19 protein-coding genes are annotated in these 21,870 nt (G+C 62.9%); 2 read left to right on the forward strand and 17 right to left on the reverse strand.

All coding sequences use genetic code 11. The annotated features are described in order from the left end of the window. From V5B40_RS14840 to V5B40_RS14865, 6 genes are all read right to left on the reverse strand, one after another. Nucleotides 1-468 (reverse strand): metal ABC transporter solute-binding protein, Zn/Mn family (locus V5B40_RS14840; protein WP_332355231.1); only part of this gene is annotated, 468 nt, incomplete at its 3' end. A 37-nt stretch (nucleotides 469-505) separates the two neighbouring features. Beyond that, entirely contained in the window at nucleotides 506-1,387 is an 882-nt protein-coding gene (locus V5B40_RS14845; RefSeq protein ID WP_332355232.1) for a metal ABC transporter permease, read from the reverse strand. Continuing rightward, nucleotides 1,384-2,172 (reverse strand): metal ABC transporter ATP-binding protein, encoded by a 789-nt coding sequence (locus V5B40_RS14850; RefSeq protein ID WP_332355233.1) that lies wholly within the window; start codon nucleotides 2,170-2,172, stop codon nucleotides 1,384-1,386. The genes V5B40_RS14845 and V5B40_RS14850 overlap by 4 nt, the downstream gene beginning before the upstream one ends. Nucleotides 2,173-2,186: 14 nt before the next feature. Next, the gene (locus V5B40_RS14855) at nucleotides 2,187-2,330 is read right to left on the reverse strand and encodes a hypothetical protein (protein WP_332355234.1); all 144 of its coding nucleotides are present in this window, start codon (nucleotides 2,328-2,330) and stop codon (nucleotides 2,187-2,189) included. Between the two features lie 354 nt (nucleotides 2,331-2,684). Then, entirely contained in the window at nucleotides 2,685-4,772 is a 2,088-nt protein-coding gene (recG, locus tag V5B40_RS14860) for an ATP-dependent DNA helicase RecG (protein WP_332355235.1), read from the reverse strand. Continuing rightward, complete coding sequence (locus tag V5B40_RS14865; protein ID WP_332355236.1) at nucleotides 4,772-5,155, reverse strand: RidA family protein; 384 nt, start codon at nucleotides 5,153-5,155, stop codon at nucleotides 4,772-4,774. Before V5B40_RS14865 ends, recG begins: the two co-directional genes overlap by 1 nt. A 45-nt stretch (nucleotides 5,156-5,200) precedes the next feature. On the opposite strand from V5B40_RS14865, the gene V5B40_RS14870 reads away from it, so the two are divergent. Beyond that, nucleotides 5,201-5,539, forward strand: a complete 339-nt coding sequence (locus V5B40_RS14870) for a hypothetical protein (RefSeq protein ID WP_332355237.1) — start codon at nucleotides 5,201-5,203, stop codon at nucleotides 5,537-5,539. A gap of 6 nt (nucleotides 5,540-5,545) precedes the next feature. Here V5B40_RS14870 and V5B40_RS14875 read toward each other — a convergent pair whose 3' ends face one another. From V5B40_RS14875 to V5B40_RS14920, 10 genes are all read right to left on the reverse strand, one after another. Next, on the reverse strand, nucleotides 5,546-6,307 hold the full coding sequence (locus V5B40_RS14875) for an SPOR domain-containing protein (RefSeq protein WP_332355238.1): 762 nt from the start codon (nucleotides 6,305-6,307) through the stop codon (nucleotides 5,546-5,548). 95 nt (nucleotides 6,308-6,402) lie between these two features. After that, nucleotides 6,403-7,059 carry a DUF2802 domain-containing protein gene (locus V5B40_RS14880; protein ID WP_332355239.1) on the reverse strand — a complete coding sequence of 219 codons (657 nt, stop codon included), beginning with the start codon at nucleotides 7,057-7,059 and terminating at the stop codon, nucleotides 6,403-6,405. A gap of 145 nt (nucleotides 7,060-7,204) precedes the next feature. Beyond that, nucleotides 7,205-8,407: an acetyl-CoA C-acyltransferase gene (locus tag V5B40_RS14885; protein WP_332355240.1), complete on the reverse strand. Its 1,203-nt coding sequence runs from the start codon at nucleotides 8,405-8,407 to the stop codon at nucleotides 7,205-7,207. A gap of 32 nt (nucleotides 8,408-8,439) precedes the next feature. Further along, nucleotides 8,440-10,827 carry a 3-hydroxyacyl-CoA dehydrogenase/enoyl-CoA hydratase family protein gene (locus V5B40_RS14890; RefSeq protein ID WP_332355241.1) on the reverse strand — a complete coding sequence of 796 codons (2,388 nt, stop codon included), beginning with the start codon at nucleotides 10,825-10,827 and terminating at the stop codon, nucleotides 8,440-8,442. Nucleotides 10,828-11,036: 209 nt separating this feature from the next. Further along, the gene (locus tag V5B40_RS14895) at nucleotides 11,037-12,332 is read right to left on the reverse strand and encodes an OmpP1/FadL family transporter (protein ID WP_332355242.1); all 1,296 of its coding nucleotides are present in this window, start codon (nucleotides 12,330-12,332) and stop codon (nucleotides 11,037-11,039) included. 102 nt (nucleotides 12,333-12,434) lie between these two features. Next, nucleotides 12,435-12,833 (reverse strand): acyl-CoA thioesterase, encoded by a 399-nt coding sequence (locus V5B40_RS14900; RefSeq protein WP_332355243.1) that lies wholly within the window; start codon nucleotides 12,831-12,833, stop codon nucleotides 12,435-12,437. Further along, nucleotides 12,826-14,754: a 3-hydroxyacyl-CoA dehydrogenase NAD-binding domain-containing protein gene (locus V5B40_RS14905; RefSeq protein ID WP_332355244.1), complete on the reverse strand. Its 1,929-nt coding sequence runs from the start codon at nucleotides 14,752-14,754 to the stop codon at nucleotides 12,826-12,828. The genes V5B40_RS14900 and V5B40_RS14905 overlap by 8 nt, the downstream gene beginning before the upstream one ends. 31 nt (nucleotides 14,755-14,785) lie before the next feature. Continuing rightward, nucleotides 14,786-16,075: an acetyl-CoA C-acetyltransferase gene (locus V5B40_RS14910; RefSeq protein ID WP_332355245.1), complete on the reverse strand. Its 1,290-nt coding sequence runs from the start codon at nucleotides 16,073-16,075 to the stop codon at nucleotides 14,786-14,788. An 86-nt stretch (nucleotides 16,076-16,161) separates the two neighbouring features. Then, complete coding sequence (locus tag V5B40_RS14915; protein WP_332355246.1) at nucleotides 16,162-18,513, reverse strand: acyl-CoA dehydrogenase; 2,352 nt, start codon at nucleotides 18,511-18,513, stop codon at nucleotides 16,162-16,164. Next, entirely contained in the window at nucleotides 18,510-19,289 is a 780-nt protein-coding gene (locus V5B40_RS14920) for a TetR/AcrR family transcriptional regulator (RefSeq protein WP_332355247.1), read from the reverse strand. The genes V5B40_RS14915 and V5B40_RS14920 overlap by 4 nt, the downstream gene beginning before the upstream one ends. Before the next feature lie 222 nt (nucleotides 19,290-19,511). Between V5B40_RS14920 and V5B40_RS14925 the strand changes: the two genes are divergently transcribed. Then, nucleotides 19,512-21,323 carry an ABCB family ABC transporter ATP-binding protein/permease gene (locus tag V5B40_RS14925; RefSeq protein ID WP_332355248.1) on the forward strand — a complete coding sequence of 604 codons (1,812 nt, stop codon included), beginning with the start codon at nucleotides 19,512-19,514 and terminating at the stop codon, nucleotides 21,321-21,323. A 136-nt stretch (nucleotides 21,324-21,459) separates the two neighbouring features. Here V5B40_RS14925 and rplQ read toward each other — a convergent pair whose 3' ends face one another. Continuing rightward, complete coding sequence (gene rplQ / locus V5B40_RS14930) at nucleotides 21,460-21,849, reverse strand: 50S ribosomal protein L17 (protein WP_332355249.1); 390 nt, start codon at nucleotides 21,847-21,849, stop codon at nucleotides 21,460-21,462. Nucleotides 21,850-21,870: the final 21 nt, after the last annotated feature.

Consider the following 21,870-nt stretch of genomic DNA (forward strand, 5'->3'; position numbering starts at 1 on the left):
GTCCTGCCAGGCGTGCGGGTCGACATCGGCCGCGTGATCGTGCCCGCGATGCTGGCCAGGCCCGGGTTCCTTGTCAAGAAGCTTGACGCCCTTGCTGGCCACCACAATCGGCCCACGATAGCCGGACGACTGCATCAGGCGATCGATCCAGCCTTCGAAGCCGAGGCCATTGACGACCACCAGCCGCGCGCGCGCGAGCTTCTTCACGTCGGCCGGCGTCGGCTGGTACACGTGCGCGTCCGCCAGCGGGCCGACCAGGGTATACACCTGCACGTGCTCGCCGCCGACGCGTTGCGTGAGGTCGCCGAGAATGCTGAAACTGGCGACCACCGGCAGCAGCTCGACCGCTGTTGCCGCGCCAGGCTGAGCGCCCAGGAGGATCACCAGAGCGGCGGTCCGCAGCGCAGCCGGCGGCAGAAAAATCATTGCCAGCCAGCGCTGGAGTGTGTTGAGTAAGGTTTTTCTCATGCTCTTCCCCAATGGAGTGCTGGACTCGGCGTTCGAATCAGCGTTCGAAGTGCCAGCCCGACCGCCAACGGCTGGCCAGGGGTCCGAGCGGAGCGACGAGCAGCGAGAGCAGATAGAGGCCGCCCAGGGTCAGCACGATCGCCGGACCGGCCGGCAGGTCTGCATAATACGAGAGCAGCAGGCCGATGACGGATCCGAGCAGCGCGACGCACACGGCGATCAGCAGCAGCGGTCCGACATTGCATACCCACAAGCGCGCCGCAGCCGCCGGAAGAATCATGATCCCGACCGCCATCAGGGTTCCCAGCGCGTGAAAGCCGGCGACCAGATTGAGCACCAGCAGCACCATGAAGCCATAGTGGGCGACGGGTCCGAGGCGACTGATACGCGCCAGGAAAGCCGGGTCGCAACCTTCGAGGACGAACAGGCGCAGACCGAGCGCGAGCGCCAGTACGGACAGCGAGGCAAAGCCTGCGAGCAGCTGCAGGGCAGCGTCGTCGAGCGCCAGTACGCTGCCGAAAAGGACATGCAGCAGGTCGACGCTGCTGCCGCGTAGCGAGATGATCAACACGCCGGCCGACAGCGAGATCAGGTAGAAAGTCGCCAGGCTGGTGTCTTCCTTGATCACCGAGTTGCGTGCCACGCCGCCGGAGAGTACCGCCACCGCTAGACCGGCGACCAGGCCACCGATGGTCATCGCCGGCAGCGACAGACCGGCAATCAGGTAGCCAATAGCAGCCCCCGGCAGAATCGCGTGCGACATGGCATCGCCGGCCAGGCTCATCCGGCGCAGCATCAGGAAGACGCCGACCGGCGTCGCACCGAGCGACAGCGCCAGACAACCGGCCAGCGCCCGACGCATGAAAGAAAACTCGATGAACGGCGAGAGCAGCGGGATGCTGGACAGCGTTTCGCTCATCCGGCGTCCTGGTCAGCGTGACAGATCGGGGCATGCGCGTCGTCGCTACGTCCTTCGGCGAGGCGCCGGGCGCGCAACAGATTGGCGTCACTGAGCACCGTTGCGGTAGCGCCGCGGGCGACGATCTCGCGCGCCAGCAGCAGCGTTTCCGGGTACTCCTGACGAACATGCTCGAGGTCGTGCAGGACGGCGATGACGGTCCGCCCTTCGCCATGCCAATGCCTCACCAGCGCCGCCAGGTCACGAACACTGGCTGCGTCGATGGCGCCGTAGGGCTCATCGAGGAGGAGCAGCGGAGCATCCTGAAGCAGGACGCGGGCGAAGTGCGCACGCTGCAACTGACCGCCCGAGAGTGCGCCGATCGGACGCCTCTCGAGGCCGTTCAGGCCAACCAGGTCGATCGCCGCGGCAATGCGCTGGCGCCGGGCCCGGTCGAGACCGCCAAAGGCGCCAATCTCGCGCCACAGCCCCATTGCCACGAAGTCGTGAACGACCATAGGAAAGCTGCTGTCGAGCGTCGTCAGCTGGGTCAGATAAGCGATTTGCTGGCGCTGCACGCCCTGCAGGTGGATGCGGCCTTGCAGCGGTCGCAGCTCGCCGGCAATGCCTTTGAGCAGCGTCGATTTACCGGCGCCGTTGGGGCCGACGATGGCCAACAGGCTGCCGGCGGCAATCTCTCCGTGCAGGTGGTGAACCGCAGGATGGCGATCGTAGCCCAGCGTCAGATTGTCGAAGCGCAGGATCGGCGGGAGCTTCGGTGACCGGTTTGAGGTGTTCTCGGGCATCGCTGACGCGGCGTTCAGTGCAGCGCCCAGAACACCGTCGTCCACAGCAACAGCAGCGCGCCGAACGCCCAGAACAGGCGCGCCAGGGCACTGGCGCAGAGCACCGGATTGCGGGTATTGGCGCCTGCCGATGCGCGCGGGCTTGCAGAAAGAGACATGAGTGATGTGATGCGAGGCAAGGCGAGGCGAGCTAAGGGCATTTGGACGCGGGCTCGAACCTCCCGCGGAGGGCGAATCTTGCCTCGTTCGAAAGGCAAACGCAACCGCCTTGAGCAAGTATCGTGGCTCTGGAAAGCGACGATGGCGACGACTTTCTGGAGGTCGTTCGCGAGCTTCCCAATCGCGCGCTGCGGCGCTGGAACGTGTTACTCCAAAAAACTCTGGCGACGATAGGCGCCCCCCGGGCCTGGCAGCGCGGTACGGGCCGAAGCGACGGCGCTAAAGTTTGTTGCCGACTGGCCGTTAGCGTAGCGTAGTGACGCAATCCATTGCTGCTACTGACCGCTGGCGCGTCAAGCTTTCAGCAACTCTTCGCGATTTCCCAGCCAGCGCCGGAGATGGCGCGCGGCACGCTCGGGATCGTCACGCAGCAGTTGCGTCGCCATCTCTTGCGCCAGTTCGACAAGGTCGGCATCGACTTCGAGGTCGGCGTAGCGCAGCAGTGGCACGCCCGACTGGCGGCTGCCGATGAACTCGCCGGGACCACGCAGACGAAGGTCCTGGCGCGCAATCTCGAAACCGTCGCTGTGCTCGAAAATGATCTTCAAACGCGCCCGCGCGCTTGCCGACAATGGCTGCTGATAGAGCAGGACGCAAACCGAGTCATGGCCGCCACGCCCGACGCGTCCACGCAACTGATGCAGCTGCGCGAGCCCGAAGCGCTCGGCGTGTTCAATGACCATCAAGCTGGCGTTGGCCACGTCGACACCCACTTCGATGACCGTCGTCGCCACCAGCACGTCGATCTCGCCAGCAACGAAGGCGGCCATCACGGCCGCTTTCTCGGCACTGCCCAAACGGCCGTGCACCAGACCAATGCGCAGACCCGCCAGCTCGCCGAGCAAAGCCGTGTACGTGTCGAGCGCAGCCTGCAGTTGCAGCTTTGTCGATTCCTCGATCAAGGGGCAGACCCAGTAAGCCTGTCGCCCCGCGCCAACCACACCACGCACGGCGGCCGTCACTTCCGCACGGCGCGCAGCCGAGAACAGCCGGGTGCGCACCGGCGAGCGGCCAGCCGGCATTTCGTCGATCAGCGAAACATCGAGATCGGCGTAATAGCTCATCGCCAGCGTGCGCGGAATCGGTGTCGCCGACATCATCAGCTGGTGCGGATTGCCCCCTTTGCGCCGCAAGTCGAGTCGCTGCACGACGCCGAAGCGATGCTGTTCGTCGATAATCGCCAGGCCGAGGCGGGCAAAATCCAGGCCTTCCTGGATCAGGGCATGTGTTCCGACAACCAGTTGCGCCGTCGTCGCCGCCTGCTGTCGCAGCGTCCGCCGGTTCTTCGCACCGAGACGACCCGACAGGCACAGCACTTCGACGCCAAGCGGCTCCAGCCAGGCGCTCAGTTTGAGGAAGTGCTGCTCGGCGAGAATTTCGGTCGGGGCCATGAAGGCCGCCTGATAACCCGCCTCAATGGTCTGGCAAATAGCCAGTGCGGCGACGATCGTCTTGCCACAGCCGACATCGCCCTGCAGCAGGCGCTGCATCGGGAAGGGCTGCTCGAGGTCGGCGGCAATTTCGGCAGCAACGCGCTGCTGCGCACCGGTCAGCGGAAAAGGCAACACCGCCAGCAGACTCTCTGCCAGCCGGCCGGCTGCGCGCAGCAGCGGCGCTCCCTTGCGCCGGCGCGCCAGATAGGCACGGCGCAGCGACAGCTGCTGCGCCAACAGCTCGTCGAACTTGATCCGCCGCCACGCCGGATGGCTGCGACTCTGCAGCGTGGCTGCGGCAAGCTCGGGCGGCGGCGAATGCAACAGGCCCACCGCCGCCGCCAGGGCAGGCAGGCGATGCGTCGCGCACCAAGTGGCGTCGAGGAGCTCGCCGAGATCGACCTCGCGCAGGGCGCGCGCAATGAGTTTGCGCAAGGCCCCCTGCGCCAGCCCGGCGGTGGTCGGATAAACGGGGGTCAGCGACTGCGGTAGGGCGTCATCGGTGCTCGGCGAATCCTGAGCATTCAGGATGCGGTAGCGTGGATGTACCATCTCGAGCCCGAGGAAACCGTCACGGATCTCGCCGAAGACGCGCAGCCGTAGTCGATGCCGACGCGCGTTCTCGAAAGCCCGCTGCTGGCTGCCGTAGAAGCTCAGAAAGCGCAGGCGAAGAAGGCTCTGTTGGTCCCCACCCACGCTGACGTCACCGACATCGCTGACGGTGACCAGCAACTGACGGCGCGGCGCCATGCTGACCACGCTATCGACGACCAACACCTCGATCTGCAGCGGCACGCCCAGCGGCGCCTCGGCGACGGCCGTGACGCGCGTTTCGTCCTCGTAGCGCAGGGGCAGGTGCAGGACGAGGTCTTCGCGCCGCTCGAGACCCAGCTTGTGCAGCCGGCTCCTGATCGCTGGCGGCGCGTCGATCTCGTCCGCAGGCGGCATCAGCCGCCGAGGACCAGCACCGCGTCGGCCTCGACCAGGCCGTTGCGCGGCAGAGCCGCGACGCCAACCGCAGCGCGCGCCGGAAAAGGCTCCGCGAAATAGCTTTTCATCGCCTCATTGACCTTCGCAAAGTGCGCCAGATCGGTCAGGTAAACATTCAGTTTGACGGCGTCGGCCAGCGAACCGCCGGACGCTTCGGCGACTGCCTTGAGGTTGTCGAAGACGCGCACGATTTGCGCATCGATTCCTTCGACAAGGTCCATACTCACCGGGTCGAGGCCGATCTGACCAGACAGATAGACCGTATTGCCAACTCTTACCGCTTGCGAGTAGGTGCCGATGGCCGCCGGCGCAGCGGTGGTCGAGATGATTTTTCTTGCCATGGTGGTGTCCTCTAAAATGCTTCGACTTTAAATGGGAGAGTGTAAATGAGCACTGCGATCATCACCAATCTCGAAAAACTGCTCGGCGGTCCGCGCGACGGCGCCCTGCTCCGCTATTCGCTGGGCAACGAGCACCTGAAGGCCGGCGATTTCCAACAGGCGGCCGGGCGCTTGCGGGAAGCGGTCGAACTTGACGCAACCTACTCCGCCGCCTGGAAGCTGCTCGGCAAAGCACTGAGCGAAGACGCTCACCCGCAGGAAGCCCTGGCTGCCTATGAACAGGGAATCGTCGTCGCCGAAGGAAAAGGCGACGTTCAGGCTGCCAGGGAAATGCGTGTTTTCGCCCGCCGCCTGCAGCAACAACTGCGAGCGACAGGCGCCTGAAAGAGTCTAGGGCTTGCCGAACCTGCGTACCGTACTCGGCGCATCGATGCCCAGCTTCTTGAGTTGCCGGCGAGCAGCCTCGGCCTCGCTGCGATTCTTGAAAGGGCCGATCTGCAAGCGCGCCTCGACCATCGAGGGAATTCCTTCCTGCGCCAGTCGTGCCTGCCATTCCTCGGCCAGAGCCAGATCAGAGAACAGCCCCGACTGCACGATGAAGCCGGAAACAAGCCGTACCGCAACGGCGGGAGGCGTTTCGACCAGCGGCGGCGGCGTAGCCATGCTGGCAGAGTTCTCTGAGGGCCTTCTGGCCGGAGGCGGCAAAGCCGGCGTGGCGGCCACCTGCGGCGGTGGAGGCGGAGGCGTTGCGGGACGTGCGCCTGGCTCATCGCCTGCGCCGTCACCGGCTTTCGACAGCGGCCGCGTGTGCGTGCCGCCGGCATACTTTTTCTTGGCAGGGCTTTCAGTGCCAGGGGCGCTCGCGACTTCGCTGGCAGATTCAGGAGCGGCCGGCTCGCTGCTTACGGCGCTGCTTACGGCGTGCTCTTCAACGGGCGCTGCAAGCGGCGTTTCAGCCGCCGTGAGCGGCTGCACGGGCTCGTTTTTCCTGACCGGTACCGGTTCGGTGAACTGCTGTCCGGTCAGCGAATCATCCGGCGCGTTGGCATGGTCGAACAGGGCCAGCACGCCAAGCAGTGCCAGAACCATCAGACCGGCAAGCCCCATCCGCCAAAGCAGTGTGCGTTTGAGATCGGAACTCGCCTCGACCACTGGCTGAGCTCGGCCCGCGGCCGGCGCAACTTCAGCGCCTCCGGCCTTGGCCTTAGTCCCCTGTCGAGCCACCATCTGCCACCCCTGCTCTTCGGTTAACTGCCGTCGTTGCGATTGCGCACCAGAGCCACCACCAGATCCGCTTCGGCGCGAGCAATGCCGCAGTGCTGTGCGATCGTTGCCGCGTCCTGCCCCTGGGCGGCCATCTGCATGGCATCGTTGTACAGCGGTGAAGCGGCCTGCGCCGACGACTCCGCAATCTGCGAGATCTGTAACAACTGGTGCCGGAAGTCTTCGCGGGCTGCCAACAAGCCCTCGCGCAATTCGTCGCGCAGTTCGTCGACTGCGCAACGCAGGTGATAGACGTCTTCCTGCAGCGCGTCGATCAGCGCCTGCCCGGGAATTTCCGGCGGCGGCTCGTTCCAGGCGAAGTCAAGTTCCTCAGCGGCCTCTGCCGGGACCGCTGCCGCTGCACTGGCCGCTTCCGCAGACGCGCCCGAAGCGCTGGCTTTGGCCTTGATCTCTGCTGCGGCAGGCACTGGCGTCGCAGGCACTGCGGCATCCACTTCCTGGATGCCGGTATAAGCTGCCAGCGCTGACTGCGCAAGCTGCGGTGGTATGGCGGAGACGCTGCGTTCGTTCTGCAAGCGACGCATGCGCAGAAAAAGGACGACGATGTAAGACAGCAGTAGCACGATGACCAGAATCAAGCCTTCACGCCAGCCCGCATTGCCCAGTAGCTCGAAATCCATGGCGCGCCCTAGTGACTGTGTTTGCCAGACATTATCCCGGAAACCGCCGTTGACCGCTCACTTAGCCGCAGCGCCAACTGCCCTGCCGCAATTATGCCATATACCTGGACTCTACAAAGGAACTTCTTAGGCGACTGCCGGAAATCTAGCGCATGGACTCGAACAGCCCGGCGGCGCCCATGCCAGTGCCAATGCACATGGTCACCATGCCATAACGTTGCCTGGTGCGCTGCAGTCCATGCATCAGCGTCGCCGTTCTGACGGCGCCGGTTGCTCCCAGTGGGTGGCCCAGGGCAATCGCCCCGCCGAGGGGATTGACTTTCGCCGGATCGAGCTCGAGCGTACGCATCACGGCCAGCGCCTGCGCGGCAAAGGCCTCGTTGAGCTCGAACCAGTCCACGTCGTCCTGATGGACTCCGGCTTGCTTGAGCACCCGCGGGATCGCCTCGACCGGGCCAATGCCCATGATTTCCGGCGCCACGCCCGCCACCGCAAAGCCCGCAAAGCGCGCCAGCGGCTGCAGATTGAACTGTTTGAGGATTTTTTCCGATACCACCAGCACTGCCGCTGCGCCGTCGGACATTTGCGAACTGTTACCGGCGGTGACCGAGCCGCGCGCGGCGAACGCCGGCCGCAAGCGAGCGAGCCGCTCGACGCTGCTGTCGGAACGTGGGCCTTCGTCGTTCTCAGCCATAAACTCCTTGACCTGCACGTCGCCGGTCTGCAGATTCGGCAGCCGTGCAGTCACCGCGTATGGCGAAATCTCGGCCTTGAAATGGCCAGCGGCGATCGCCGCGCAGGCTTTCTGGTGCGAGGCCACTGCAAAGGCATCCTGATCGTCGCGCGAAATCTTCCACTGTGCGGCGACCTTTTCAGCGGTGAGGCCCATCCCGAAAGCAATCGCGTAGTTCTCGTCCTTCGCGAAGATCGCCGGGTTGAGAGCGATCTTGTTGCCCATGATCTGGTTCATCAGGGACATCGTTTCGGTGCCGGCAGCGATCATCACGTCGGCTTCGCCGAGACGAATGCGGTCCGCCGCCATGGCCACCGCCTGCACGCCGGAAGCGCAGAAGCGGTTCACGGTCACCCCGGGGACGGTATTCGGCATACCGGCCAGCAGCAGGCCGATACGCGCGACGTTCATTCCCTGCTCGGCTTCGGGCATGGCGCAGCCGACGACCACGTCCTCGACCAACGCCGGGTCAATCGCCGGCACCTGTGCCAGCACCGAGGTGATGGCGTGGGCCAGCATGTCGTCGGGACGAACGTGCCCGAGCATGCCCTTGCGCCGGCCCACGGGCAGCCGCGTCGCAGCGACAATGTAAGCGTCCTGAATCTGTTTACTCATGATCTGTTCTCCTTGCTCGCGCAGTTGCCGAGTTAGTTGCGTAGCGGCTTGCCGGTGGTCAGCATGTGCTGGATGCGCTGCTGCGTTTTCTCGTTCTTCAGCAGTTCGACGAAGAGCTGGCGCTCGACACTCAACAACCACTGCTCGTCGACCTGCGATCCGGTCTCGACATCGCCACCGCACAGCGCCGTGGCTGCTGCCTTGGCGACCGTGTAGTCGTGTGCCGAAATCATGCCGCCTTCCTTCATGTTGAGCAGCATCATTTCGCAGTTGGCGATACCGGTGCGACCGGCGACCTTGATCTGACGCGGCGACAGGCGCGGGTAATAGCCCGCCTCGGCAAGTCCGCGCGCCTCGCGCAGCGCGACATAAAGCAGCTCCTTGGCGTTGAAGACAATCTTGTCCGAGTCGACGGCGAAGCCAAGTTCCCTGGCCTGCGCGCCACTCTTCGATACTGTCGCCATGGCGACGGTCATGAACACCGGCTGGATGAACTCGAAAGGGTCGTTTCCGGCGCTCTTCGCCGCATGCTGTGCGGCATGGATGGCAAACTCCTTGCAGCCACCGCCAGCCGGGATCAGACCGACACCGGCTTCGACCAGCCCGATGTAGCTCTCCAGTGCAATCACCCGCTTGGCAGCATGCATCAGGAACTCACAGCCGCCGCCAAGAGCCATGCCCTGGACGGCGGCGACCACCGGCACCGTGGCGTACTTTAGCGCCATCGACGTGTTCTGGAACTCGGCGACGTATTTTTCGAGCAGCTCGAACTGACCCGCGGCGATGGCTTCGCTGACTTCCTTGAGGTTGGCACCAAAGGCGAATGGCGCCTCGTGCCAAAGCACCAGGCCACGGTAGCCGGCCTCCGCACGAGCCACGGCTTCCTGCAAGCCGACGATCACCTCACGTCCGAGGGTATGGTTCCTGGTCTTGATGCTGACAATGGCGATGCCGTCGTCGAGCTGCGGCAGCGTCCACAAACGAACACCGTCGTTCTCCCAGACCGTCGCACCGCTAAACGCGGTTTCACTCAATACCCGTTCGGGGAATATCTGTCGCTGATAGACGGGCAGCGCCGAACGCGTTTGATAGCTGTCGGCGCTCGCCGAGTAGGAGCCTTGAGGCGTGTGCACGCCCTTTTCGGCGACCTGGCCAAAGACCCACCCCGGCAGCGCCGCCGGACTCATCGCCTGGCCAGCATCGACGTCGGCCTTGACGGCTGCGGCGATTGCCTGCCAGCCCGCCGCCTGCCAGCTTTCGAACGGCCCCTGCGCCCAGCCAAAACCCCAACGCATGGCGAAATCGAGATCGCGGGCGTTATCGGCAATTTCAGCAAGGTGGAAAGCGGCGTAGTGGAAGATATCGCGGAAAATCGCCCACAGGAACTGTGCCTGTGGATGCGCACTGGCGCGCAACTGCGCGAACTTCTCGGCCGGATCGCGGTTCTTGAGGATCGCCAGTACTTCCGGATCAATCTCGGCGGCCGTTTCGCGATAATCCTGAGCCGCCAGGTCGAGCACCTTGATCGCCCGACCGTCCTTCCGGAAAATCCCGCAGCGCGTCTTCTGACCGAGCGCGCCCTTGCCGATCAGCGCCGACAGCCAGGCGGGAACGGCGTAATAGCCGTGCCAGGGATCGTCGGGCAAGCTGTCCTGCATGGTCTTGATGACATGCGCCAGCGTGTCAAGGCCGACGACATCGGCAGTGCGATAGGTGGCGCTCTTCGGGCGCCCGATGAGCGGACCGGTGAGCGCATCGACGACGTCGAAACCCAGGCCGAGGCGTTCGGTGTGGTGCATCACCGCCAGGATCGAGAAGACGCCCACCCGATTGGCGATGAAGTTCGGCGTATCGCGAGCGCGCACGATACCCTTGCCGAGCCGCGAGACCAGCCATGATTCGAGATTGTCGAGCAGCGCCGGGTCGGTGCTCTGCGTGGCGATCAGTTCGACCAAGTGCATGTAGCGCGGCGGATTGAAGAAATGGATACCGCAGAAACGCGAACGCAAAGCCTCAGGCAAGCCTTCGGAGAGACGATTGATCGACAGACCCGAGGTGTTTGAAGCGATGATCGCATCTGGCGCGATGAACGGCGCGATCTGGCGATAGAGATCGTCTTTCCACTCAGTCTTTTCGGCAATCGCTTCGATGATCAGATCGCAATCGCGTAATTGTTCAAGGTGCTGCGAGTAGTTGGCGGCATCAATGTAGGCGACGCGATCCTTGCTGGCCAGCGGCGACGGCTCGAGCTTGCGGAGTGCGCCGATGGCGCGGTTGACGATTCCGTTGGCGTCACCCTCTTTGGCGGGCAGATCGAAAAGTAGCACCGGCACTTCGGCGTTGGCGAGATGCGCAGCAATTTGCGCGCCCATCACCCCCGCCCCGAGTACCGCGGCCCTGCGTACGATGAAGTTGCTCAAGCTGTCCTCCTGTCTGTTTATCCACGCTCGCCGGGAACACCCCGCCGCGCTTCTCCAAAAACACTCAAACGAACGTTTGAATTATACCCGATACAGTGCCAGCGTCAACAAGCCAAGGGGAGTCGGCGCAACGATCACGCGCCCAACCGCACCCACGCAAAAAAAAAACCCCGGAATCCGGGGTTTTCTTGCGGAGCTGTGCCGCACAATCAAAAAGCCATCGAGTACTGGCCGCCAAAAACCCAGACGCCGGACCCCTTGTAGTTGCCGTTGAGCGTACCCTGGCCAGGCTCGGAGTGGTTGATATTGGCGTCCTTGATATACTCGTACATCATCCCGGCTTCAAAAGTCTGCGCTTGATCGGGCTTCCATTTCGCTCCTAAAGCGTACCAGATGCGATCGTTGTCGGGCATTGCCGACAGACGCGTCTCAGGATTTTTGACCGGCGACTGGTCATAGGCCAAGCCGAACATGAGCGTCACTGCGTCCGTGTACTTGTAATTGCCGCCCAGGGCGACGCGGTAGGTATTCTGAAAGTGCGCCGGCAGGGAGAGCAGTTGCCCGCCATTTTGTGGCCCCGAAGTGTGATAGATGTCGATGGTGTCGATCGAATTCCAGCCCATCCACGACACATCTCCGAGCATTTCCCAGCGGTCACTGAGCTTCTGGGCGACACTCAGAATCGCAGTCTGCGGAAGTTTGATGTCGGCCTCCACGTCGCTCTGTACCCCTACCCTGATGAGTTGCCCAGCAACAAAGTCACTGGCCGGACCGGCCGCGCCGTTAACATTGTTCGTGCCGTCCGCATGGTACTGAATGGCCGAGCGATAGGACAAACCCACTTTGGTCGAAGGCGACGGTGTCATCAGAACGCCGACATTCCAGCCCCAGGCATCGTCCGAAAGGCTCAAGTGAGTCTTGGCTGCCCCAAGCACGGGGGAGGTACCCAGGCGCTTGTAGTAATCGGCCTTGAGGTATTGCCAACTGACGCCACCGCCAAGCGAAAATTTGTCGTTGACTCGATAAGCAATCGAGGGGTTGATATTGATCGTAACAACCTCGAACTCGTTTGACTGGGCACTGCCTTTCCACGGCACGTCATAACTGGTCTTCTGACCAAAAGGCGCACCAATGCCGATACCCAGATACAGGTCCTTGTTCAAGGCCCAGGAGAGGTAGCCATTTGGGACTGCTCCCCAAGCTCCCGCGTCGCCACCATCACCCGCCGCATTAAACACGCCAACCTGCGAATTGTCATTGTCGAACTTGAAAATCGGGCGCGCCAGTACCAATCCTCCCGAAGCCTCGCGCGCCTTGAGTTGCGTCATTCCGGCCGGGTTGTAGTAGATCGTACTGGCATCATCAGCCTTGGCTGCCGAACCGGCGTAAGCGTTACCCAGACCACTGCCCTGGGAAAACAAGCTAAACCCGGCCGCGCTCGCTGTCCCCGAAAACGCGACCAGCAACAATGCCGGCAGCAACTTCATGGAAACCTCTTTTGACATTTTCAACTCCCCCATGGATGTGATCTGAATGTGGCTGCTTGGCCACAGTCTAGTAGTGGTCTACAGCCTCATGCTAAGGCCCGATGTCAAAAAAATCTTCCGCTAACGAGCATTTGGCAGCAACTGCTTCTCACCGTGTTGGTTTATTGCAACATAGGTGAGCACGGCTTCGGTGACTTTTACGGTAATTGGCTGCGTCGGATTACGCTCTGCGTAGACCTCGACCCTGACCTTGATTGATGTCCGGCCGGTCTCGATGACCTCGGCAAAGAAGCTCACCACATCGCCGACCGACACCGGCTGTTTGAAAAGGAAGGAGTTTACCGCCACCGTCGCGACCCTGCCACGCGCCCGGTGCATCGCCGGAATCGCTCCCGCGACGTCGACCTGGGCCATGATCCAGCCGCCGAAAACGTCGCCCTGCGGGTTGACGTCGGCGGGCATCGGCATCACCCGCAGAATCGGCTGCTTGTCCGGCAATTGAGCGATGGTGTCAGACATTGCGATTCCTCAAATAATTGAGCGGCCCACCGGTAAACGGCGCGAAGCCGGTACCAAAAATGACTCCAGCATCAGCCAGATCGGCGTCGGCGACGATGCCTTCGTTGACCAGCTGCTGCGTGCGTTCGAGCAAGGGCGCGACGAGGCGCTCGGCAAGACCGGCCGGCACGCTTCCTGGCACGCCCTTGGCCGCTTTTCCTTGCCGATATTCGTAGAACCCCCGCCCCGATTTCTTGCCGAGGTGGCCGGCGTTGAAGCGCTCGAACAGACAGCGCGGCGGCTCCCCATCAGCGCCCGCGAGACTCTTGCCTACGGCCATGGCGACGTCGAGACCGACCATGTCGACCAGCTCGATCGGCCCCATCGGCATGCCGAAGGCGAGCATCGCTTCGTCGACGGTTTCCAGCGCGAGCCCCTCGTCGACCGCGCGCATCGCTGCGAGCATGTAGGGCCCGAGAACCGCGTTGACCAGGAATCCGGGCGCGCTCCTGACCGGCAGCGGCAAGCGATCGATTTGTTTGACGAAGGCCGTGCCACGCGCCAGCATTTCCGTGTCGGCGCCGTCGCCGGCCACGACTTCGACCAGCGGCATATTGGCCACCGGATTGAAGAAGTGAATTCCGATCAACCGTCCCGGCCGGCTCAAACCACTGCTCAACTCCTCTATTCTGAGGCTGGAAGTATTGGTCGCCAGCACCGCGTCCGGCTTGATCACGGCGTCGAGTCGCTCGAGCAAGGCGCGCTTGGCGTCGAGGTTCTCGAAAATCGCTTCGATCACCACGTCGGCGCTCTTGGCGCCGTGTCCTTCGGGGTCGGGAATCAGCCGGTCCATGACGTCGCGCAACTCGCGCGGATCCTTGATGCGCTTGCTGTACGCCGCGTAAGCGCGTTGCAAGGCCGGGGCGATTCGTTCCATTCCCTGATCCTGCAGGGTAACCGTCAGTCCGCGCAAGGCGCACCAGGCGGCGATGTCGCCGCCCATCACGCCGGCTCCGACGACGTGCACCCGTTTGGCCTGGAAGGTACTCGCTTTTCCGAAACCCTTCAATCGCTCCTGCATGAAAAACACGCGCACCAGATTGCGCGCCGTCGGCGAACGAACGATGCTGTCGATCAACTCGGGGGCGGCCAGCGCATTGCCCTGGTACTTCTCCCAGATATCGATGATGGCGTAGGGCGCCGGATAGTGCTCGACGCGCGCGCGCCTGGCGACCTGCTTTCTCGCGGCGCGCGCAACCAGACGCTTGAGCGGACCATTGAGCAGCCGCTGCAGCACGGGCGGACGCCGACGCGGCTGATCGGCGACAATCAGCAGGGCGGCAGCGTTGTCCATGACCCGGGCCGGCACGCAGTCGTCGGCCAGACCAAGGCGCTTGGCGCGCTTGGCATCGAGCGCCTTGCCGGTAAGCATCATGTCCAGTGCCGCCTGGGGGCCAATCCGCTCGGGCAGACGCAACATGCCACCCCAGCCAGGAACGATGCCCAGCATCACCTCGGGCAGGCCCAGCCGCGTCGCGGGCTCGTCGACGACCAGCAGATAGCGGCAGGCCAGCGCCAGTTCGAGACCGCCACCCAGGCAATGGCCGCGCACCAGCGCCAGCGTCGGATAGCTGACCGCGGCCAGACGATTGAAGAGCTGCCAGCCGCGCTCGACCAGCGCGATGCCTTTTGCGGGCGTGTCGAGCCGGGTGAACTCCTGAATGTCCGCACCGGCGATAAAGCCTGCCGACTTTCCGGAACGGAAGATCAGCCCCTTCGGTGGCTCGCTGTCGAAGCGAGCGAGAATCGATGCCAGTTCGTCCATCACTTCGCTGGACAGTGAGTTGGTCGTCTCGCCAGCCTTGTCCAATGTCGCCCAGGCCAGCCCTGCGCCATCCACCTTGAGCTGCCAGTTGCGGTAAGCATTGCTATCGATATTCATGCCTTGTCCTCATGTTTGCCGGTGACTGCCATCAGCTGATGCTCTCGACGAGCATCGCACCGCCCTGACCACCGCCGATGCAGATCGCTGCGACGCCGCGCCTGGCCTTGGCTGCGCGCAAGGCAAGCAGCAGGTGTAGAACGATACGCGCGCCCGACGCGCCGACCGGATGACCGACGGCAACCGCTCCGCCATCGACGTTGAGACGCGCCCGCGGCAGCGAGCCAAAGGCCGCCGGCAAGTCCAGCTGCTCACGGCAGTACGTGTCCGATTCCCAGGCAGTCAGGCAGCCAAGCACCTGCGCGGCGAAGGCTTCGTTGATTTCCCAGAGGTCGACGTCATCGAGCGCCAACCCGTTGCGTTGCAGGATTGGCGTCGCCGCGTGGACCGGACCAAGGCCCATCTGCGCCGGGTCGAGAGCAGCCCATTGGCTATCCGTGATTCTGCCGAGTGGCTCGAGCCGCCACTTGTCTACGGCGGCCTGGGAGGCGAGGATCAGCCAGGCGGCACCGTCGCTGATTTGCGAGCTGTTGCCCGGCGTGACGCGACCGTAACGACGATCGAAAAACGGCTTCAGCTTGCTCAGAGCAGCGAGGTTCGAATCGGCACGCACACCATCGTCTTCGCCATAGACCGTGCCTTGAGTGTCAAGCAGCGGAACGATCTCGCCAAGGTGTCCGGCGGCACGGGCGGCAACGGCTCGCTGGTGGCTACCAACGCTGAATTGATCCATGTCGTGACGCGAAATCCCGAAGCGCCAGGCAAGATTTTCCGCCGTCTGCCCCATCAGCAGACCAATGTTCGGGTCGGTCAAACCTTTCAGCAGAGCGATCACCGGCGACAGCAGTTGTGCCGGACGCAGCTTGGCGAACACAGCGGCCTTCTCGCTGAGCGTCCTCGCCTGCATCATCTGCGCGAACCAGCGCACCATCGCTTCCGAGTACAGCAGCGCTGCGTGCGACAGGGCATCGACACCACCGGCCAGGACCAGTTGCGAGCGTCCGTTCTGGATATTGGCGATTGCCGAATCGAGCGCCTGCATGCCGCTGGCGCAGTTACGCATCACCGTCCACGCCGGCACCTTGTGACCGCAACCCAGGCGCAGGGCGACAACACGGCCGATGTTCACTTCGTCCGGCGAAGGACTGGCGCAACCGAGAATCACCTCGTCGAAATCGCTGGCCGAGAAGGACTGGCGAATCAGCAGCGCGCGGCCAGCCTGTACCGCCAGATCGCTGGCCGAAAATGGCCCGGGCGCGTTGCGCCCCTTGAGGAACGGCGTTCTCGCACCGTCCACCACATACACTGGCTGGAATCCCATTCTGTCTCCTGAGTTAATTCTCGCTGCAAATCAAGGACAGAGGCATGGCGCAAGCGCCGTACCTCCGCATACCGCCTCGATCACCTCTACGCTGCCGCCTTGTGAAGCAGGGCTTGTGCGCGCGAACGGCCCAGATCGTATGGAAAATCGTCGACATGGATGACGATGTCGCGCAGCTCGTTGCGCCGCTTGAGTACTGCGTACTCGGCTGTGGTAACGATGCCGGCGGCGAAGGCTGCATGCGCCAGATCGCGAACGTTGGCGTCCGGGTTGTCGACCAGCGCGCCGGCCTTTTCCGCCGCCCGAATCCTGGCCTCTAGCGGCTCCGCCTCGATCGTCGCCAGCAGGGCCAGTTCGACCGCACCGACGGGTTCGCTAGCCACTTTCGGCAGATAGGTTTCCGCCGTCAGTCGATCGCGCGAAGCAGACGGCTCGATCATCAGCTTGGCCACCTGGTGCCCGATCCTGTCCGACGGCACGTCGTAAGGATGACCGAGCGGGAAAACGATGCGATACAGCATGCGCCCGATCCAGCGCACGGGGAAGTTGGCAATCACGCCGTCAAAAGCCATTTGCGCCTTGTACATGGTGTCCCACATAGCCCAGTGCATCAGCGGTGCATCGGCCTGCTGACGGCCTTCCGCCTCGTAACGCTTGAGCGTCGCCGAGCACAGATAGAGCATTGACAGAATGTCGCCCAGACGCGCAGAGAGCTTTTCGCGCCGCTTCAGTTCGCCACCAAGGACCAGCATCGAGATGTCGGCGAGGAAAGCGAAAGCCGAAGAGAAGCGTGTCAGTTGCTGGTAATAGCGCCTGGTCTCCGGCGCCACATTGGCCGGCACCGAAACGAAATGCGAACCAGTCAGACCCTTCCCAAGCGCACCGAAGGCGTGCTTGACGGTATATGCGGCATGACCAAAGAAAGCCTCGTCGAAGTCAAGCAAGCCCTGCTTGGCATCCGGGTTGTAGGCCGCCTTCATTTCCTTGAGCACGTAGGGATGGCAGCGGATAGCGCCCTGGCCAAAGAGAATCATGCTGCGCGTCAGGATATTCGCGCCTTCGACGGTGATACCGATCGGCAACTGCTGATAGGCGCGGCCAATGAAGTTTGACGGGCCCAGGCAGATCCCTTTGCCGCCGACAATGTCCATGCCGTCATTGACCACCTGGCGAGCACGCTCGGTGACATGATATTTGGCGATCGCCGAAACCACCGACGGCCTCTCGCCGAGATCGATGGCGCCGGCAGTCATCTTGCGCACGGCGTCCATCATGTAGGTGTAGGCAGCAATGCGGGTGAGCGGCTCTTCGACGCCCTCGAAGCGCCCGATAGCCATCTTGAACTGGCTGCGAACGCGGGCGTAGCCGCCGACCGTGCGAGCCGTAAGCTGCGCCATGCCGGCATTCGACGAAGGCAGCGAGATCGAGCGACCTGCGGCCAGAGACTCCATCAGCATCCGCCAGCCCTGCCCGACCATGCCCGGACCGCCGATCACGTAGTCCAAAGGCATGAACACCTCCTGGCCACGCGTCGGACCGTTCATGAACATCGCATTCAGCGGCACGTGGCGGCGACCGATATCGGCACCCGGCGTGTCGCGCGGCACCAGCGCGCAGGTAATACCGATATGCTTCTTGTCGCCAAGCAGCCCGTCGGGGTCATAGAGGTGAAACGCCAGGCCGAGGATGGTGCATACCGGACCCAGCGTGATGTAGCGCTTGTCCCAGGTGACCCGCATGCCGACCACTTCCTGGCCTTTCCAGACTCCCTTGCTGACGATGCCGACGTCGGGGATCGAGCCGGCGTCGGAACCGGCCCACGGACTGGTGAGGGCGAAAGCCGGCACTTCGAGGCCCTTGGCCAGGCGTGGCAGGTAGTGATTCTTCTGCGTGTCAGTACCGTAGTGCAGAAGAAGTTCGGCGGGGCCAAGCGAGTTGGGCACCATCACCGACACCGACAAGGACGAGCTGCGCGTCGACAATTTGGTGACAATCTGCGAATGCGCGAACGCCGAGAACTCCAGACCCCCGTATTTCTTCGGAATGATCATCCCGAGAAAGCCCTTGTCCTTGATGTACTGCCACGCTTCCGGCGTCATGTCGAAGTCTTCGCTGGTGACCTTCCAGTCATCGACCAGCGCACAGGCCTCCTCGACTTCATCGTCCAGGAAGGATTGCTCTTCAGCGCTGAGTTTTGGCACCGGATAGGCGAGCAGCTTGTTCCAGTCGGGATTGCCGCGGAACAGTTCGCCGTCCCACCAGACCGTTCCGGCTTCGAGCGCTTCGCGCTCGGTGTCCGACATCTGCGGCAGGATGCGTTTGTAGGTCGCGAAAACGCGACGGCTTATCAGCGCCTGCCGCCAGGGGCGAACGCTGATCAGTATGGCAATGCTCAGCAGAGTGATGCCGATGAGCACCATGATGATCGTCGTGATCATGGCTGTTTCTCCTGTAAGTGATTCGGGGTTTGAGGCGCCGTGTCGCCCTCGCTGGGCGAAGCGGGTGAAGAGGTCAGTGACTGCAGAGCCGACGGCAGCGGGGCGCGCAGGCCACCGAGCAGAAAGGGCATCAAGCGCTGCGCAAGCCGCCTGGCGAGAGCGCGATCGTCGACGCTGTCAGCAGCGCCCTCACCGGCCCAATCCCCCAACTCACAGCCGGTAAGCACGCGCAGGACGTCCGTGCCGGCAATCGCGTAGGACATGGCACCGAGCATGAAATGCAGGCGCCAGACGAGCTCGGCTTTCGGAACGTCGGGCAAGGCGCTGAACAGGGCCTGCTTGTAGCGGTCGATTACTTCCGCATACTCGCTGGCAAAAAAAGTGCGGATGAACTCCGCCGGCTGGGTCAAGGTGCGACCGAGCAGGCGCAGGAAAGTCATGCCGCCAAGAGAGGAGTCCTCACCAATGCGCAACAGCGTGCCAAAAAAAGCTTCGAGGATTTGCGAAGGCTTCAGCGGCGCGCCAGCGGCCTCCGCTTCGAGTAGGTCGAGCGCGTGCAGCCGCTCGCGATTCAGCCAGCTGAGCCGGCGCCGGAAAACCTCGCACAGCAGCGCCTCCTTGGAACCGAAATGGTAATTAACAGCCGCCAGATTGACCTCAGCACCGGTGGTGATCACGCGCATTGACGTCCCTTCATAACCGTGCGCCATGAACAAAAGCTCGGCGACATCCAGGATGCGTTCGCGAGTATCGTGATTGGTCTTCTGATCGGCCATGAGATCGATGGTCCAAAAATGTTCAGTCTGGAGTGCTTCAATGAACCGCTAGCAACCGAGCCTGCGTGTGTGCCCAAGCCAAGTTCAAACGTTCGTTTGAATGTTAGGGTGAGGGACTGGCAAATGCAAGGCTTTTTTGCATCTTTCTGTACCGGCCTCGCGACCCTGCGCCGTCACAGCAGGCATACTGCAGCGCTGGCCAACCACCACCTCATCACTCACATGCGCCGCTCTACCACGTCCACCGCCGCTCTCGATCGCCCACCAACCGCCGACGCTCACCTCTGGCTGACGCTGAACAAGCTCGTCCCGTATCTGTGGCAGTACAAGTGGCGCGTCCTGCTGGCCCTGTCCTGCCTGTTCACTGCCAAGCTGGCCACCGTTGCGGTACCCCTGGTTTTCAAGGACATGATCGACGCCCTGAGCAGCGAGCGGCAGGTGCTGGTGCTGCCGGCCCTGCTGCTCGCCTTGTACGGCGCGCTACGTTTTTCCAGCACCTTGTTTACGGAGTTGCGCGAAATCCTCTTTGCGCGCGTCACCCAACGCGCGGTGCGGCGCATTGCGGTGGAAGTCTTTCGCCACCTGCACGAACTGTCACTTCGCTTTCACCTGCATCGTGAAACCGGTGGGGTGTCGCGCGATATCGAGCGCGGCAGCCGCTCGATTTCCAATCTGATCAGCTATGCGCTCTATTCGATCCTCCCCACCCTGGTCGAAATCGGTCTCGTCCTGGCCATCCTCTTTGCCCGCTACGACAGCATCTTCGTCCTGATTACCCTGGCTTCGCTGGGCGCCTACGTAGTGTTCACGGTCAAGGTGAGCAACTGGCGAATCGCCATCAGACGAAAAGTCAACGAGACCGACTCGGCCGCCAATACGCGCGCCATCGATAGCCTGATCAACTACGAGACGGTCAAATATTTCAACAACGAGGAATATGAAGCGCAACGCTACGACCAACAACTGGGCGACTGGGAAGACGCCGCGACGCGAAGCCGAATCTCGCTTTCCTGGCTGAACCTTGGTCAGCAAGTCAGCATCGCCCTGGGGGTGACGGCCATGATGTGGCGAGCTGCCGCTGGCGTCGTTGATGGCACGATGACCATTGGTGACCTGGTACTGGTCAATGCCTTCCTGATTCAGCTCTACATGCCACTCAACTTCCTCGGCGTCGTCTACCGCGAAATACGACAGTCGCTCACCGACATCGAGCGCATGTTCGGTCTGCTCGCTGTCAACCGCGAAATCGCCGACGCACCCACCGCCACCATGCTGCCGCCCGGCCCCGTGCAGGTCCGTTTCTGCGCCGTCGACTTCTTCTACGAAGCGAACCGTCAGATTCTGCACAGCGTCGACTTCACCATCCCTGCCGGCGACACGGTCGCCGTGGTCGGCGAGTCGGGCTCCGGAAAATCAACCCTGGCGCGCCTCCTGTATCGCTTCTACGATGTCAGCGGCGGCGAGATCCGCGCCAACGGGAGCGATTTACGAGAGCTGACCCAAGCCAGCCTGCGCGCCGCGATCGGCATCGTTCCGCAGGATACCGTGCTCTTCAACAACAGCATCTACTACAACATCCAGTACGGCCGCCCGGACGCCAGCCACGAAGAGGTCCTGGCTGCTGCGGCAGCGGCTCAGCTGGCGCGTTTCATCGAGCAGCTCCCTGATGGCTACGAAACACGCGTCGGCGAGCGTGGCCTGAAACTCTCGGGCGGTGAAAAACAGCGCGTGGCGATCGCACGCGCGCTGCTCAAGAACCCGCCGGTGCTGATCTTTGATGAAGCCACGTCGGCGCTGGACTCAAAAACCGAAAAAGCGATCCAGGCCAGCCTTGACAACGCGGCCCGCGGGCGGACCACGCTGGTCATCGCCCACCGCCTATCGACGATCATGAATGCGGACCAGATCCTGGTCATGGACGCCGGGCGCATCGTCGAGCGCGGCTCGCACCTGCAATTGTTGCAGGCCGGAGGCCTCTACGCGCAGATGTGGGAACTGCAGCAGCAGGAGGAGGCGGCGCCAAGCGCTGCATAGCACACTCTCGTCCCGGCCGGCGGCAGCACCCGCTGACGAAAAGCCGCCAACGTCACGCACAAAAAAAACCAGGCCAGGCCTGGTTCTTTTGTTTTTATCCGCGTCGGCGCTTACGCCAGCTTGCGAGCCCCGGCCTTTACTCGGCAGCGACCGTAGCCGCCTCGCCTTCGGGCCGGTCGAGCAATTCGACCAGAGCCATCGGGGCGTTATCACCGACACGGAAACCACACTTCAGAATCCGCAGATAGCCGCCATTACGCGTCGCAAAACGCGGTCCAAGCTCATCAAACACCTTGACGACCATGTCGCGGTCGCGTAGGCGGTCAAACGCCAGGCGCCGATTGGCAAGGCTCGGCTTCTTGCCAAGCGTGATGATCGGCTCGACAACCCGGCGAAGTTCCTTTGCCTTGGGCAAAGTTGTTTTGATGACCTCTTCACGCAGCAGAGAGACAGTCATATTGCGCAACATCGCCAGCCGATGGGCGCTGGTACGATTCAGTTTGCGAAGACCCAAACGGTGACGCATATCAATTCCTTCCTGTTCTTG

Source organism: Candidatus Accumulibacter meliphilus, assembly GCF_036625345.1.
GTDB classification, from domain to species: domain Bacteria; phylum Pseudomonadota; class Gammaproteobacteria; order Burkholderiales; family Rhodocyclaceae; genus Accumulibacter; species Accumulibacter meliphilus.

Coding starts and splice junctions, on each gene's coding strand:
- V5B40_RS14915 (WP_332355246.1), bottom strand. CDS start 18,513: ATGATCACGACGATCATCATGGTGCTCATCGGCATCACTCTGCTGAGC.
- recG (WP_332355235.1), bottom strand. CDS start 4,772: ATGCCGCCTGCGGACGAGATCGACGCGCCGCCAGCGATCAGGAGCCGG.
- V5B40_RS14850 (WP_332355233.1), bottom strand. CDS start 2,172: ATGCCCGAGAACACCTCAAACCGGTCACCGAAGCTCCCGCCGATCCTG.
- V5B40_RS14905 (WP_332355244.1), bottom strand. CDS start 14,754: ATGAATATCGATAGCAATGCTTACCGCAACTGGCAGCTCAAGGTGGAT.
- V5B40_RS14845 (WP_332355232.1), bottom strand. CDS start 1,387: ATGAGCGAAACGCTGTCCAGCATCCCGCTGCTCTCGCCGTTCATCGAG.
- V5B40_RS14925 (WP_332355248.1), top strand. CDS start 19,512: ATGCGCCGCTCTACCACGTCCACCGCCGCTCTCGATCGCCCACCAACC.
- V5B40_RS14880 (WP_332355239.1), bottom strand. CDS start 7,059: ATGGATTTCGAGCTACTGGGCAATGCGGGCTGGCGTGAAGGCTTGATT.
- V5B40_RS14865 (WP_332355236.1), bottom strand. CDS start 5,155: ATGGCAAGAAAAATCATCTCGACCACCGCTGCGCCGGCGGCCATCGGC.
- V5B40_RS14855 (WP_332355234.1), bottom strand. CDS start 2,330: ATGTCTCTTTCTGCAAGCCCGCGCGCATCGGCAGGCGCCAATACCCGC.
- V5B40_RS14895 (WP_332355242.1), bottom strand. CDS start 12,332: ATGTCAAAAGAGGTTTCCATGAAGTTGCTGCCGGCATTGTTGCTGGTC.
- V5B40_RS14870 (WP_332355237.1), top strand. CDS start 5,201: ATGAGCACTGCGATCATCACCAATCTCGAAAAACTGCTCGGCGGTCCG.
- V5B40_RS14920 (WP_332355247.1), bottom strand. CDS start 19,289: ATGGCCGATCAGAAGACCAATCACGATACTCGCGAACGCATCCTGGAT.
- rplQ (WP_332355249.1), bottom strand. CDS start 21,849: ATGCGTCACCGTTTGGGTCTTCGCAAACTGAATCGTACCAGCGCCCAT.
- V5B40_RS14900 (WP_332355243.1), bottom strand. CDS start 12,833: ATGTCTGACACCATCGCTCAATTGCCGGACAAGCAGCCGATTCTGCGG.
- V5B40_RS14910 (WP_332355245.1), bottom strand. CDS start 16,075: ATGGGATTCCAGCCAGTGTATGTGGTGGACGGTGCGAGAACGCCGTTC.
- V5B40_RS14885 (WP_332355240.1), bottom strand. CDS start 8,407: ATGAGTAAACAGATTCAGGACGCTTACATTGTCGCTGCGACGCGGCTG.